Consider the following 14097-nt stretch of genomic DNA (forward strand, 5'->3'; position numbering starts at 1 on the left):
GCAGTCGATGACCGTTTTCCACCGCAACGAAACCCGCGAGCCGCTTCCCGATGCCTTGAAGGGCGGCGTGGTCGCCATCGGCAATTTCGACGGCGTGCACCGCGGCCATCAATCGGTGCTGACGCGCGCACTGGAGATCGCCAGAGAGCGCGGCATTCCGGCTCTGGTGCTGACTTTCGAGCCGCATCCGCGCACGGTCTTCAAGCCCGATCAACCCGTGTTCCGCCTGACGCCTGCGCCTTTGCGAGCGCTGCTGCTGGAAGCGCTCGGCTTCAACGCCGTTATCGAATATCCTTTCGATCGCACTTTCTCGCAGCGCTCGGCGGATGAATTCGTGCATTCGATCCTGATCGACTGGCTGCACGCATCGGAAGTCGTCACCGGCTTCGATTTTCATTTCGGCCATGATCGTCAGGGAGGCCCCGCCTTCCTCATGAATGCCGGCAGTCACAACGGCTTCGGCGTGACGTTGATCGATGCCTTCCGCGACGAAAACACGGAGGTCATCTCGTCGAGCCGCATTCGTACGCTGCTCGCGGACGGCGACGTTGCCCAAGCCGCCGGTCTGCTCGGCTATCGCTATACCGTTCAGGCGCCTGTCATCGGTGGCGAAAAGCTCGGTCGCACGCTCGGCTTCCCTACGGCAAACATGCAGCTGCCACCCGAGACATCGCTGAGGGCAGGCATCTATGCGGTTCGCTTTCGAACGGCCGATGGCACCATCCGCGATGGCGTCGCCAGTTACGGCCGGCGTCCGACGGTAACGGACAACGGGGCGCCGCTGCTGGAAACCTTCGTTTTCGATTTCAGCGGCGATCTCTATGGCCAGATCTGTTCGGTCTCCTTCTTCGGTTATCTCCGCCCCGAACTGAAGTTCGACGGTCTCGATCCGCTGGTCGCGCAGATCCGCAAGGATGAGGACGAGGCACGCGCGCTGCTCGCCGGTGTCCAGCCGCTCAGCGAACTCGACCGGGTCATCGCTTTCAGCTGATTTTACTCGCCGAATTGCGCGCGGGGATTGCGGCGCTGCAATATCTTTTTGCCTTGAGCGGGTGGGAAGGATGTTGCAATGCTCATATAGCCGGGTGCGAGTCGCCGCGCCCATTTTCCGAAAGGCGCACGAGATGGATAAACGTTTCGGGACGGCGGCCTGCTGGCTGCTCGTTATTCCCTATATTGGTTTGCTTTGGGTCCCCTTCTACAACAGCCACGATCCTGTGCTGTTGGGTTTCCCTTTCTTCTACTGGTATCAGCTGGCGTGGGTGCCAATCACCGCTATTCTGACCTGGATCGCCTATCGGAGCATGCGCCATGATAACTGATATCGATCCGACTGCGCTTGCCGTCTTCATCTTCTTTTTGGCGCTCGTCACCGTCATGGGCTTTGTAGCTGCCCGCTGGCGTAGGCCGAAGACCCTTGCTCATATCGACGAATGGGGCCTCGGCGGCCGCACCTTCGGGACCTGGATCACCTGGTTCCTGGTCGGCGGCGATTTCTACACCGCTTACACCGTGATCGCCGTCCCGGCGCTGGTCTACACGGTCGGCGCCTATGGCTTCTTCGCGCTGCCCTATACGATCGTCGTCTATCCGTTCGTCTTCATGGTCATGCCGCTTCTCTGGAGGCGTGCGAAGGATCATGGTTACGTCACGGCCGGCGATATCGTACACGGCCAATATGGCTCGCGGGCGCTGGAACTGGCAGTCGCTCTGACGGGCGTTATCGCGACGATGCCCTATATCGCCCTGCAGCTCGTCGGTATGACGGCGGTATTCAAGGCGCTCGGACTTCATGGTGAACTGCCGCTCGCCGTCGCCTTCATCATCCTGGCGCTCTATACCTATTCGGCCGGCCTTCGCGCTCCGGCGCTGATCGCCTTCGTCAAGGACATCATGATCTACATCGTGGTGATCGCGGCCATCGCGCTCATTCCGGCGAAACTCGGTGGCTATGCGAATGTCTTTGCCGCGGCCGATGCGGATTTCAAAGCCAAGGGGGCGGGTAGTCTGCTGCTCGGCGGCAACCAGTACGTCGCCTATGCGACGTTGGCGCTCGGCTCGGCTCTGGCGGCCTTCATGTACCCGCATACGCTGACCGGCATCTTCGCGTCCAACAGCGGCAATACCATCCGCAAGAATGCGGTGCTGCTGCCGGCCTACACGCTGCTGCTCGGTCTCTTGGCGCTGCTCGGCTATATGGGCCATGCGGCAAATCTGAAGCTGGACAGCGCCAATGACGTGGTGCCTGCACTGTTCCAGACCTTGTTCTCGAGTTGGTTTGCTGGCTTCGCCTTCGCGGCTATCGCCATCGGCGCGCTCGTTCCCGCGGCCGTGATGAGCATTGGCGCTGCCAACCTCTTCACCCGCAACTTCTGGAAGGCTTACATTGATCCGCAGGTTTCCGATGCTGGCGAGGCGAAGGTCGCCAAGATGACATCGCTTGTCGTCAAGGTCGGCGCGCTTCTCGTCATCATTTTCCTGCCGACGCAGTTCGCGCTCGATCTCCAGCTTTTGGGCGGCATCTGGATCCTGCAGACGCTGCCGGCTCTGGTCTTCGGTCTCTATACCAAGTGGTTTCGTGCACCCGCTCTGCTCGCCGGCTGGTTCGTCGGCTTCTTTGGCGGCACCTATCTCGTATGGGATGCCGGCTGGAAGCCGCTGCACATGGTTCCGCTCGGCGAAACCGGCTTCACCGTCTATACGGGGCTGCTGGCGCTTCTCGCCAATATCGTCGTGGCCGTTATCGTCAATGCGGTCGTGCCGGCACGGGCAGCAGCACGAGCCTAATTAGATAGACCCTCAAATTGGCCGCGGGCGGAAACGTCCGCGGCTTTTCTATGGATTGCCGCAACTGTTTCCTCTTCCTTTCCCTGGAAAAAACGCCTATGAACCGGCGACCATGACCCAATTTCGGCTGAGCCACGCGATACGAATTATTGGCCCGGCCTTCCGCGCGCTTTAAGCTGCCGGAAGGTCCGGGTTTTTGGCGTCTCGTTCACGAGGCGCTTTCCGCCGCCGAAAAATCCCCGTATGGCTGCGCCAGTTGAGGCGCAAGACGCCCGAGACACCGAGGCAATTGTCACGACTATGACCGATACCGCTGAAAAGATGGATTACTCCAAGACCCTTTACCTGCCGGAAACCGATTTCCCGATGCGCGCCGGGCTGCCGCAGAAGGAGCCGGAACTGGTGAAGCGTTGGGAGGAGATGAACCTCTATAAGAAGCTACGCTCTTCCGCCGCTGGCCGCGAAAAGTTCGTGCTGCATGATGGCCCGCCCTATGCCAATGGCCACATCCACATCGGCCATGCGCTGAACAAGATCCTCAAGGACGTCATCACCCGCTCGTTCCAGATGCGCGGCTATGACAGCAATTACGTTCCGGGCTGGGACTGCCACGGCCTGCCGATCGAATGGAAGATCGAGGAGAAATACCGCGAGAAGGGCAAGAACAAGGACGAGGTCCCGGTGAACGAGTTTCGCCAGGAATGCCGCGACTTTGCCGCTGGCTGGATCAAGATCCAGTCCGAGGAGTTCAAGCGCCTCGGCATCACGGGCGATTTCGACAATCCCTATCTGACCATGAACTTCCATGCGGAATCCCGCATCGCCGGCGAGCTTTTGAAGATCGCCCGTACCGGTCAGCTTTATCGTGGCTCCAAACCGGTCATGTGGTCGGTGGTCGAGCGTACTGCGCTCGCCGAAGCCGAAGTCGAATATGCCGATGTCGAGAGCGACATGATCTGGGTAAAGTTCCCGGTGGCTGAAGGCCCGGCGCATCTCGCCGGCGCCTTTGTGGTCATCTGGACGACCACCCCCTGGACGATCCCCGGCAATCGCGCAATCGCATACTCCTCGCGCGTGTCCTACGGACTCTATGAGGTCACGGAAGCTGCCAATGATTTCGGCCCACGCCCCGGCGAAAAGCTTGTTTTCGCCGACAAGCTCGCCGAGGAATCCTTCGCCAAGGCAAAGCTGCAATACAAGCGCGTGAGCGACGTGACCGCCGCCGACCTGGCCGCACTCACCTGTGCTCATCCGCTCGCCTCTCTCGGCTACGGCTTCAAGGTGCCGCTGCTCGATGGCGATCACGTCACCGATGATGCCGGCACCGGCTTCGTGCACACGGCGCCCAGCCACGGCCGCGAAGACTTTGACGCCTGGACGTCGCATGCCCGCGATCTTGAAAAGCGCGGGATTTCCTCCGCCATCCCGTTCCCTGTCGACGACGCGGGCTTCTACACCGCCGATGCCCCGGGCTTCGAAGGTGGCCGTGTCATGGACGACAACGGCAAGAAGGGCAATGCCAACGACCTCGTCATCAAGGCGCTGATCGAGACGAACACGCTGTTTGCGCGCGGCAGGCTGAAGCATTCCTATCCGCACTCCTGGCGCTCCAAGAAGCCGGTCATCTTCCGCAACACGCCGCAATGGTTCGTCTATATGGACAAGGACTTTGCCGACGGTTCGACGCTGCGTTCGCGCGCCCTGAAGGCGATCGACGACACCCGTTTCGTGCCGGCTGCAGGCCAGAACCGCCTGCGCGCCATGATCGAGCAGCGCCCTGATTGGGTGCTGTCGCGCCAGCGCGCCTGGGGCGTGCCGATCGCGATCTTCGTCGACGAGCAGGGCAACATCCTGCAGGACGATCGTGTGAACGCCCGTATCCTCGAGGCTTTCGAGCAGGAAGGCGCCGATGCCTGGTTTGCCGAAGGTGCGCGTGAACGCTTCCTCGGCGAAAAGGCCAACGAGGCCTGGACGCAGGTCATGGATATCCTTGATGTCTGGTTCGATTCCGGTTCGACCCACACCTTCACGCTGGAAGACCGCCCGGACCTGAAATGGCCGGCTGACCTCTATCTCGAAGGCTCCGACCAGCATCGCGGCTGGTTCCATTCGTCGCTGCTCGAAAGTGCCGCGACGCGTGGCCGTGCGCCATACGATGCCGTCCTCACCCATGGCTTCACCATGGATGAGAAGGGCGAGAAGATGTCGAAATCCAAGGGCAACGTCACTTCGCCGCAAGAGGTGATGAAGGATGCGGGCGCCGACATCCTCCGCCTTTGGGTCATGACGTCGGACTATTCGGAAGATCTGCGCGTCGGCAAGGCCATCATCCAGACCAATGTCGATGCCTATCGCAAGCTGCGCAACACCATCCGCTGGATGCTCGGCACGCTGGCGCACGACAAGGGCGAAGTCATCCCCTATGCCGACATGCCGGAGCTGGAGCAGCTGATGCTGCACCGTCTCGCCGAACTCGATGAACTGGTGCGCGAAAGCTACGATGCCTTCGACTTCAAGCGCATCGCCCGCGCTCTGATCGATTTCGCCAATGTCGAGCTTTCGGCCTTCTACTTCGACGTCCGCAAGGATGCGCTTTACTGCGATGCGCCGTCGAGCTTGCGCCGCCGCGCCTCGCTTGCCGTCATCCGCTCGATCTTCGACTGCATGGTGACGTGGCTGGCGCCGATGCTGCCCTTCACCACGGAAGAGGCATGGCTCTCGCGCAATCCGTCGGCAGTCTCTGTTCACCTCGAGCAGTTCGTCACCATTCCCGTCGAGTGGAAGAACGAGGCGCTGGCCGAGAAGTGGAAGAAGATCCGCGCTGTGCGCAGCGTCGTCACCGGCGCGCTGGAAATCGAGCGCAAGGACAAGCGGATCGGCTCCTCTCTGGAAGCTGCTCCGGTCGTCTACGTCGCCGACCCCGAGCTGCTGAAGGTGCTCGAGGGCCAGGACTTCTCGGAAATCTGCATCACCTCCGATATCACCATCCTGGGGGAGCAGGGCCCTGCGGATGCCTTCCGCCTCGACGACGATGCCAAGGTCAGTGTCGTGCCCAAGCTCGCGGAGGGCCGAAAGTGCGCCCGGTCCTGGCGCATCACGACCGACGTCGGCTCCGATCCGGAATACCCGGATGTCTCGGCGCGTGACGCCGCGGCACTGCGCGAACTTGCCGCTGTCAACTGAAGAAAATTGCCGGATGAATTGCCTTTGCGGCGTTCATCCGGTAAAAGCTGCCTGAAAATGGCCAGAATTTTACGGCAGTTGCCGTTGAATGGGGTCCTATTGCGTTTATTCCGGCATGGCTGGGAAGGGTTTTCATGAGAGCGATGCATAAGGTTCGTGTCGGCGTCAGCTTGGCGGCACTTGTGGTTGGCTGCGGCGCCATGTCCGGTTGCCTTAGCAGCCCTACTTACGGCACCGACAAGACGGCCGGCGTCCAGCTCCTGGATGACCTCGGCGACATCGCCTCCGTTTCGGCTGCAACGCCGAAGGACAAGGGCGTGAAGTATCCGAACCGCCCCGGTCTGGTCGTTGCCGGAAGCAAAGACACTCTGACCGCTCCACAGCAGTCCCTGGCAAGCAAGGACAACCCGGCCTGGCTCGAATCGCCGGAAGACGCCCGCAAGCGCCTTGCCGCGGAAGCCGACGAGAAGAAGAACGACGTCAACTATCGCTCGCCGCTGGCTCAGGCTGACAGCGCCAAGAATCACATGAGCGAAGCACAGCAGACGGCAGCCTATCGTGCCGCGCGCCAGGATCAGGCCGGCAGCTATATCGATCAGCGCCGTTACCTGATCGACCCGCCGCAGCAATATCGTCAGGTTGCCGACCAGGCTGCCCTCAACGATCTCGGTACACCCGAGTCGAAGAAGGAAAAGAAGCGCAAGAAGGACGCCGAGGCCGCGCAGCAGACGAGCAACAGCAGCTGGTGGAAGCCTTTCCAATAAAAGCCCTCAAGGCGGCGGTATCAAAACCGCCGCTTTTCAGTCTTCGGAGCGTTTCGCCTGAAAGAAACCTCTGAGGATGTCGGCGGATGCGGTCTCGCCGAGGCCGGAATAGACCTCCGGCGCATGATGGCAGGTAGGCTGGCGATAGAAGCGCACGCCATTGTCGACACCGCCGCCTTTGGGATCCTCGGCGCCATAGTAGAGACGTCGGATGCGCGCGAACGAAATGGCCGCCGCGCACATGGTGCAGGGTTCCAGCGTCACATAGAGATCGGCGCCCGCAAGACGTTCCTGGCCCAATTCCTCGCAGGCCAGGCGGATGGCGACGATTTCGGCGTGGGCGGTGATGTCGTTGAGCTCGCGGGTACGGTTGCCGGTAGTGGCGATGACTTTGCTGTCGAGCACGACTGCGGCGCCGATCGGCACTTCGCCACGCTCTCCGGCACGGCGCGCTTCGGTCAAAGCAAGCTCCATGAATTGATTTGTAGCCGCCATTCAAGTTTTTCCACTTAACCGCAAGGGCGTGACCTGATAGGAACACGCGTTAAAAATTCAGGCAAACAACAAATGACGATGAATGACAAGCCCAAGCGGCCTGGGTCTAAACCCTTTGCTGGCGACAAGAAGACGATAAAGCGCGATGGCGCGAAGCCTGCGAAGGCCGCAACCGTCAAGGCTGCGGATGAAACCGCAGTCGAGGATGGAAAGGCCGAGCGCATTTCCAAGGTGATGGCGCGCGCTGGTGTGGCCTCGCGCCGCGATATCGAGCGCATGATCCTCGATGGCCGCGTCAAGCTGAACGGCGTGCTCCTCGATACGCCGGTGGTCAACGTGACCCTGACTGATAAGATCGAGGTCGACGGCGTGCCGATACGTGGCATCGAGCGCACGCGACTGTGGCTCTACCATAAGCCGGCCGGCCTGGTGACCACCAATGCCGATCCTGAGGGACGCCCGACCGTTTTCGATAATCTGCCGGAAGAGCTGCCGCGCGTTATGTCGATCGGCCGCCTCGATATCAACACCGAAGGCTTGCTGCTGCTGACCAATGATGGCGGCCTTGCCCGTGTTCTGGAATTGCCGACCACCGGCTGGCTGCGCCGTTATCGCGTGCGCGCCCATGGCGAGATCGATCAGGAAGCGCTCGACAAGCTGAAGGAAGGCATTGCCGTCGACGGCGTGCTCTATGGCTCGATCGACGCGACGCTCGATCGCACGCAAGGGTCCAACGTCTGGATCACCATGGGCTTGCGCGAAGGCAAGAACCGCGAAATCAAGAACGTGCTCGGCGCGCTCGGCCTCGAGGTCAACCGCCTGATCCGCATTTCCTATGGCCCGTTCCAGCTCGGCGAGCTGCCGGAAGGCCATGTGCTCGAGGTGCGCGGCCGCACGCTGCGCGACCAGCTCGGCCCGCGCCTGGTCGAAGATGCCAAGGCGAATTTCGATGCGCCGCTCTATAACGCCCCGGCCATTGCCGAGCCCGAAGAGGCGGATGCCAAGCCGGCGCGGACGCCCCCGGTTCGCGCGGGCAAGGAAGAGCGCCCGCGTCGGGAGCGTCCCGAGGATAAGCGCGAACGTGCGCTCAGCCGTCTCGATACCAAACGCGATGCCAAGCGCGACGATCGTCGCGAAGGCGGCCGCGATGTTGGGCACAAGGACGATGACCGTCAGAAGCGCCAGCCGCTCGGCCCGCGCCGCAGCGCCAATGTCTGGATGGCGCCCGGCGCCCGCCCGCTCGGCGAAAAGGCAGCCGCGAAGGCGGCCAAGAATGCAAAGACCGCCTTCCGGCGCGGCGAGCCCGAACGCCCGCAGCGCAGCGGCTTCGACCGTCCGGACGAAGGCCCGCGCGTTCGCATCAACCGCGTCGACGAGGGCGATGGCGAGTGGATCCGTTCGAGCGAGGAAGCTCCGCGCCGGTCGCGTGGCGATGATGAAGGTTTTGACCGCAAGCGCCCTCGCGGCGATCGCCCGCAAGGTGATCGTCCCCGCGGAGATCGTCCGTTTGGCGATCGTCCGCGTGGTGAACGTGGTTCGCGGCCAGAGGGTGGCGATCGTCCTCGTGGGAAATCCTTCCAGGGGGAGGCCCGCTCCGAGCGCTCCTTCGGAGATCGGCCCGCGCGTGGCGACCGGCCTTTCGGCGATAAGCCCCGTGGTGATCGACGTCCGCGCGCCGAGGGAGACGAGCGTCCGCGCAGCAAGTCTTTCGGCGGCGAGCAGCGCTCCGAACGTCCCCGCGGCGCTCGCCCGCAGGGGGATCGTCCGTTTGGTGATCGTCCGCCCCGTGGTGACCGACCCTTCGGTGATCGCCCGCAAGGCGATCGGCCGGCCGGCAAGCCCTTCGGCAAGAAGCCAGGCGGCGGCAAATCCTTTGGCAGCAAGCCGGGTGGAAAACCCGGTGGTTCGCGCGGCTTTGGCGGCAAGCCCAGCGGCGCAGGTCGCCCGTCTGGCGGTCCGCGCGGTGGTTCCGGTCGGGGTGGCCCCGGCAGGGGCGGTCCCAAGGGCGGCAGGGGCTGACGCGCGGTGAGGATCGTCGGCGGTGAGTTTCGCGGTCGCTCGCTTGCAACGCCGAAGTCGAACGACATTCGTCCGACGGCGGATCGCACGCGCGAAAGCCTGTTCAACATTCTGAACCACGCCTATCCCGAAGCCATCGACGGCACGCGGATGATGGATGTGTTTGCCGGCACCGGCGCCGTCGGGCTGGAGGCAGCCTCGCGCGGCTGCCGGCATGTGCTCTTCGTGGAAAGCAGCGTCGAGGGCAGGGGTCTCCTTTGGGAAAACATCGATGCCCTCGGCCTGCATGGCCGCACGCGTATGCTGCGCCGTGACGCGACGGATCTCGGCAGTGTCGGCAATCTCGAGCCCTTCGATTTTCTCTTCGCCGACCCGCCATACGGTAAGGGGCTGGGTGAGAAGGCTTTCGCGGCCGCTGCAGCCGGTGGCTGGCTGGTGCCGGGCGCTCTGGCGATCCTCGAGGAGCGCGCCGATGTCACAGTTGCCGCGCCGTCGGATTTCCTGTTTCTGGAGGAGCGAACCTTCGGTGACAGCAAGATGCATTTCTTCCGTTACCAGCCGTTGGCGGCCTGACGGAGGAAGGAGAACAATATGGGCGATTATGCTGATTTCGTCGGCAGCGACTATCCGCTCGCCGCTTCCGGCACGCCGAGCGTCGCAGTCGCCTTCGGCTGCGGCGGTGCGCGCGGTCTCGCCCATATTCACATCATCGAGGCGCTGGACGAGCTCGGTATCCGCCCCGTCGCCATAGCAGGTTCCTCCATCGGCTCGATCATGGGCGCGGCCATGGCCGTCGGCATGAGTGGCGCTGAGATCCGCGATTATACGCTGGCAACCGTCGGCAATCGTCCGGCCGTTCTCAACAAGATCTGGAGCCTGCGGCCGGTCAGCATGCGCAGCATCCGCTTCGGTCAGTTCAATCTCGAACGCATTCTGCGCACCTTCCTGCCGCCGGCCATTCCGGAAAGCTTTTCCGAGCTGCACATCCCGCTGAAGGTGGTCACGACCGATTATTACGACCAGGCGGAGGTCGTCATCGAGAAGGGCGAGCTCTTCCCTGTGCTCGCCGCCTCTGCCGCCATTCCCGCCGTCTTCATGCCGGTCAAGCTCGGAGACCGCGTGATGATCGACGGCGGCATCATGAATCCGGTTCCTTATGAACATCTGGCCGGGCTTGCCGATATCATCATCGGCATCGACGTCGTCGGCGGGCCGGAAGGCAGTGGCCGACAGGTTCCGAACCGTATCGAGAGCCTGTTCGGTGCTGGCCAGCTGACAATGCAGTCCAATATTGCCTTGAAGCTGCGCCTGCAGGCACCGCAAATCTTCCTGCGCCCCGCCGTCGGCCGCACCGGCGTTCTCGATTTCCTGAAGGCACGCGATATCCTCGCCATGTCGGCCGGCGTCAAGGACGAACTGAAATTCGCCCTCGACCGGGTGATGACAGCGAAGAATTAGTATTTAGCCAGTAGCCGCTGGCTGTGTTTCCGCCGGGACCGTACGAAGATTAAGCCCGCTCCGGCTCCTCCTGCGGCAAGGCAACGAGATCGTCTGCATCGCTGTAGGTTTCGGCCGCACGCTTCGGCTTGACCAGCGGCTCCGGCTTGACGGGGCGCGAGTAGAGCATGTCGGTGCCGGCCTGCAGCCCCTCGCTGACCTGCAGCACGAGCCGCTGCTCGTCGCGTTTGCGGATATCCTCGCCGATCTCATAAGCTTCCGCCTCGCTGACCCCAAGCGCTTCCAGGGTGCGGCGGCCGAAGAGCAAACCGGATTCCAGCGTTTCGCGCAGCTCGTAATCCACGCCTTTGTGTCGCAGCTCGATCGAGTGAATACGGTCGTAGGAGCGCACGAAGATGCGCGCGTGCGGATAATCCGTCTGCACGAGTTCGACGATCTTGTCGGTCACCTCGCGCAGATGCGTGCTGACGACGACGATCTTGGCGCGATCGATGCCGGCGGAGCGCAGTACGTCCTTGCGGGTGCCGTCGCCGAAATAGATGCGGAAACCGAAGCTCGATGCCTGGCGGATGCGATCGGCGGAGAAATCGATGACGGTGACGTCGCGGCCGCTGGCAAGCAGGATCTGCGCGGCAATCTGGCCGAAACGTGAAAAGCCGATCATCAGCACGTCGGAGCCTGCGCCCTCGAAATCCTCGTCCAGCTCTTCCTGCGCGTCTCCCTTGACCATCCGCTTCGCCAGCGCGGAACTCAGCGGCGTCAGCGCCATTGATAGCGTCACGATGGCGATCAGCGTCGATGCCGTGTTGGCGGAGAAGAGCCCGCCGCTGGCGCTGGCCGCGCTGAAGAGCACGAATCCGAATTCGCCGCCTTGTGGCAGGAGGCCGGCAATACGCACGGCATCGTTATGCGGGGAGCCTGTGACGCGGCAGAGCGCATAGATCACGATCGCCTTGATGAACATCATCATCGGAACAGCGAGCACGATCAGCACCCAGTTGTCGAGGATCACGTCGAGTTTCAGCGACAGGCCGACGGCGATGAAGAAAATGGCGAGCAACACGCCACGGAAGGGCTCGATATCCGCCTCCAGCTCATGCCGATAGGAGGATTCGGCCAGCATTACGCCGGAGAGAAAGGCACCCATCGCCATGGAAAGGCCGGCAAGCTGCATCAGCGTTGCCGATCCCATGACGACGAAGAGGGCGGCCGCAATCATCGCCTCGCGGGCGCCGGTGCGAGCGATCACCTGAAACAGCGGCGTCAGCAGATAGCGCCCCGCGATGATCATTGCCGCCACCGCACCGACGGCGATTGCCAGGCTCGGCAGGGGATTGGCGGTTTCCTGCGCGCCGTCGAGCACAGTGATCAGCGCCAGCAGCGGCACGATGGCGAGATCCTGTAGCAGCAGCATCGAGAAGGAGCGCTGGCCGTATTTCGTGTTGACGTCGCCTTGCTGTTCGAGGATCTGCATTGCGAAGGCAGTCGAGGAAAGCGCCAGGCCGAAGCCGATGATGATGCTACCCTTCCAGCCGGCAATGCCGCCGAAATAGGCGGCTACCATCAGTGCAAGTCCGCTGAGAACAACTTGTGCCGTGCCGAGACCGAAAATATCGCGACGCATCTGCCACAGACGCGATGGTTTCAACTCCAGGCCGATGATGAAGAGCAGGAAGACGACGCCGAGTTCGGCAACGGCAAGCACGGCCTCGCTGTCGCCGATGCTATGGAGGATCGGCCCGATGACGACGCCGGCGGCGAGATAGCCGAGCACGGTGCCAAGCCCCAGTTTCTTGAAGATAGGCGCCGTGACGACGGCACCGCCGAGCAGCAGCAGGGTTTCGGTGAAAAGCGTATTGGGGGCGGACATCGTCTGTTTCTTTCCGTGGGGCAGGCGGTGTTGCGACGCTTGGCCATGATAAACAACCATGCGTGAAGGGATTAGTACAAGAATCGGCTTTGCCGCACTTGATGCTTTATGTAGTGCACAATAAATGGAACGCGAAGGAAAGGCTAAATCATGACCTCTGAAATCGATTCCGCCGCTCTGCTTTCCCGCGCCAGCCAGTTGATCGATCTTGCCCGTAAAGCCGGCGCGGATGCGGCCGATGCTGTCGTGGTGCGATCGAGGGCCCATTCCGTCAGCGTACGCCTCGGCAAGGTGGAAGGCACGGAATCCTCCGAGAGCGACGACTTTTCGCTGAGGGTCTTCGTTGGCAATCGGGTCGCCAGCGTTTCGGCCAATCCAGGCTTCGATCTGAATGCTCTTGCCGAGCGCGCGGTCGCCATGGCCAAGGTTTCGCCGGAGGATCCCTTCGCCTGCCTTGCCGATGAGGCGTATCTCGCCAAGAGCTATCCCGATCTCGAACTGTTCGATCCGACCGAGGTTTCCACGGAGCAGCTACGCGAAGCGGCGCTTGCGACCGAGGCGGCAGCTCTTGCCGTTTCCGGCGTCACCAATTCTTCCGGCGCCGGCGCCTCGGCCGGCATGGGCGGGCTTGTGCTCGTCACCTCGCATGGTTTTTCCGGCCACTATATGGGCTCGCGCTTCGGGCGCTCCGTCAGCGTCATTGCCGGCGAGGGCACCGGCATGGAGCGCGACTATGATTTCGACAGCCGTCTCTATTTTGCCGATCTCGATGCGGCTGAGGAGATCGGCCGCCGCGCCGGCGAGCGGGTGGTCAAACGCCTCAATCCGCGGCAGGTTCCGACCGGCAAGAATGTCACGGTCGTTTTTGATCCACGTGTCGCGCGCGGCTTCGTCGGCCATATCGCCGGCGCCATCAATGGCGCGTCCGTCGCCCGCAAGACCAGCTTCCTGCGCGACAAGATGGGACAACAGGTGCTGAAATCAGGCCTTTCGATCACGGACGATCCGCTGATCGTGCGCGGCCCGTCCTCGCGCCCCTTCGACGGCGAAGGCGTGTCTGGCAAGCGGCTCGTCATGATCGAGGACGGTGTGCTGAAGTCCTGGTTCCTGTCGACGGCGACGGCGCGGGAAGTCGGTGGCGGGCTGAAGACCAACGGTCGCGGTGTGCGCGGCGGCACGTCCGTATCGCCTGCTTCCACCAACCTCGCGCTGGAACCCGGCGATATTTCACCCGAGGAACTGATCCGCAGCGTCGGTGCGGGCTTCTATGTCACCGAGCTCATCGGCCAGGGCGTCAATATGATCACCGGCGAGTATAGCCGTGGCGCCACCGGTTTCTGGATCGAGAACGGCGAATTGACCTTCCCGGTTTCGGAGGTGACGATCGCCTCCAATCTGAAGGACATGTTCATGCGCGTGACGCCGGCGAACGACATCGATCGCGATTTCGGCATCGCCGCTCCGACGCTTGCCATTGAGGGCATGACGCTCGCGGGCCGCTAAAAACGAGCGGAGATTGGA

General features: G+C 62.4%; 10 protein-coding genes and 1 pseudogene. 9 read left to right on the plus strand and 2 right to left on the minus strand.

Translation table 11 applies throughout. The features are described 5' to 3' along the window. Window positions 1-7: 7 nt before the first annotated feature. The 5 genes from FHT85_RS09150 (at window position 8) to FHT85_RS09170 (ending at window position 6734) form a co-directional block, all read left to right on the plus strand. A complete protein-coding gene (locus FHT85_RS09150) occupies window positions 8-991 on the plus strand; it encodes a bifunctional riboflavin kinase/FAD synthetase (protein WP_112409954.1) in 984 nt (327 codons plus the stop codon). 133 nt (window positions 992-1124) lie between these two features. Continuing rightward, window positions 1125-1322: a DUF3311 domain-containing protein gene (locus FHT85_RS09155; RefSeq protein ID WP_112409955.1), complete on the plus strand. Its 198-nt coding sequence runs from the start codon at window positions 1125-1127 to the stop codon at window positions 1320-1322. Continuing rightward, complete coding sequence (gene mctP / locus FHT85_RS09160; RefSeq protein WP_112409956.1) at window positions 1312-2787, plus strand: monocarboxylate uptake permease MctP; 1476 nt, start codon at window positions 1312-1314, stop codon at window positions 2785-2787. Before FHT85_RS09155 ends, mctP begins: the two co-directional genes overlap by 11 nt. A gap of 300 nt (window positions 2788-3087) precedes the next feature. Further along, entirely contained in the window at window positions 3088-5970 is a 2883-nt protein-coding gene (gene ileS / locus FHT85_RS09165) for an isoleucine--tRNA ligase (RefSeq protein ID WP_112409983.1), read from the plus strand. Window positions 5971-6104: 134 nt separating this feature from the next. After that, window positions 6105-6734 (plus strand): hypothetical protein, encoded by a 630-nt coding sequence (locus FHT85_RS09170; protein ID WP_112335401.1) that lies wholly within the window; start codon window positions 6105-6107, stop codon window positions 6732-6734. Window positions 6735-6770: 36 nt separating this feature from the next. On the opposite strand, the gene FHT85_RS09175 is transcribed toward FHT85_RS09170, so the two are convergent. Continuing rightward, a complete protein-coding gene (locus tag FHT85_RS09175) occupies window positions 6771-7229 on the minus strand; it encodes a nucleoside deaminase (protein ID WP_112335402.1) in 459 nt (152 codons plus the stop codon). Between the two features lie 72 nt (window positions 7230-7301). On the opposite strand from FHT85_RS09175, the pseudogene FHT85_RS09180 reads away from it, so the two are divergent. From FHT85_RS09180 to FHT85_RS09190, 3 genes and pseudogenes are all read left to right on the plus strand, one after another. Then, a pseudogene (locus tag FHT85_RS09180) lies at window positions 7302-9274 on the plus strand (pseudouridine synthase). Beyond that, a complete protein-coding gene (rsmD, locus tag FHT85_RS09185; protein WP_095434065.1) occupies window positions 9255-9821 on the plus strand; it encodes a 16S rRNA (guanine(966)-N(2))-methyltransferase RsmD in 567 nt (188 codons plus the stop codon). The pseudogene FHT85_RS09180 and the gene rsmD overlap by 20 nt, the downstream one beginning before the upstream one ends. An 18-nt stretch (window positions 9822-9839) precedes the next feature. Continuing rightward, complete coding sequence (locus FHT85_RS09190) at window positions 9840-10706, plus strand: patatin-like phospholipase family protein (protein ID WP_112335405.1); 867 nt, start codon at window positions 9840-9842, stop codon at window positions 10704-10706. Between the two features lie 49 nt (window positions 10707-10755). Here FHT85_RS09190 and FHT85_RS09195 read toward each other — a convergent pair whose 3' ends face one another. Beyond that, window positions 10756-12576 (minus strand): monovalent cation:proton antiporter-2 (CPA2) family protein, encoded by a 1821-nt coding sequence (locus FHT85_RS09195; protein ID WP_112409958.1) that lies wholly within the window; start codon window positions 12574-12576, stop codon window positions 10756-10758. A 150-nt stretch (window positions 12577-12726) separates the two neighbouring features. On the opposite strand from FHT85_RS09195, the gene FHT85_RS09200 reads away from it, so the two are divergent. Further along, window positions 12727-14079: a TldD/PmbA family protein gene (locus FHT85_RS09200; RefSeq protein ID WP_112409959.1), complete on the plus strand. Its 1353-nt coding sequence runs from the start codon at window positions 12727-12729 to the stop codon at window positions 14077-14079. The last annotated feature ends 18 nt before the right edge of the window (window positions 14080-14097 follow it).

It is taken from the genome of Rhizobium sp. BK312, assembly GCF_014193605.1.
In the GTDB taxonomy this organism is placed as follows: domain Bacteria; phylum Pseudomonadota; class Alphaproteobacteria; order Rhizobiales; family Rhizobiaceae; genus Rhizobium.

Bases quoted from the DNA above. Each gene is read 5' to 3' on its own strand.
- FHT85_RS09195 (WP_112409958.1), bottom strand. From the start codon at position 12,576: ATGTCCGCCCCCAATACGCTTTTCACCGAAACCCTGCTGCTGCTCGGC.
- FHT85_RS09150 (WP_112409954.1), top strand. From the start codon at position 8: ATGACCGTTTTCCACCGCAACGAAACCCGCGAGCCGCTTCCCGATGCC.
- FHT85_RS09175 (WP_112335402.1), bottom strand. From the start codon at position 7,229: ATGGCGGCTACAAATCAATTCATGGAGCTTGCTTTGACCGAAGCGCGC.
- FHT85_RS09170 (WP_112335401.1), top strand. From the start codon at position 6,105: ATGAGAGCGATGCATAAGGTTCGTGTCGGCGTCAGCTTGGCGGCACTT.
- FHT85_RS09200 (WP_112409959.1), top strand. From the start codon at position 12,727: ATGACCTCTGAAATCGATTCCGCCGCTCTGCTTTCCCGCGCCAGCCAG.
- FHT85_RS09155 (WP_112409955.1), top strand. From the start codon at position 1,125: ATGGATAAACGTTTCGGGACGGCGGCCTGCTGGCTGCTCGTTATTCCC.
- ileS (WP_112409983.1), top strand. From the start codon at position 3,088: ATGACCGATACCGCTGAAAAGATGGATTACTCCAAGACCCTTTACCTG.
- FHT85_RS09190 (WP_112335405.1), top strand. From the start codon at position 9,840: ATGGGCGATTATGCTGATTTCGTCGGCAGCGACTATCCGCTCGCCGCT.
- mctP (WP_112409956.1), top strand. From the start codon at position 1,312: ATGATAACTGATATCGATCCGACTGCGCTTGCCGTCTTCATCTTCTTT.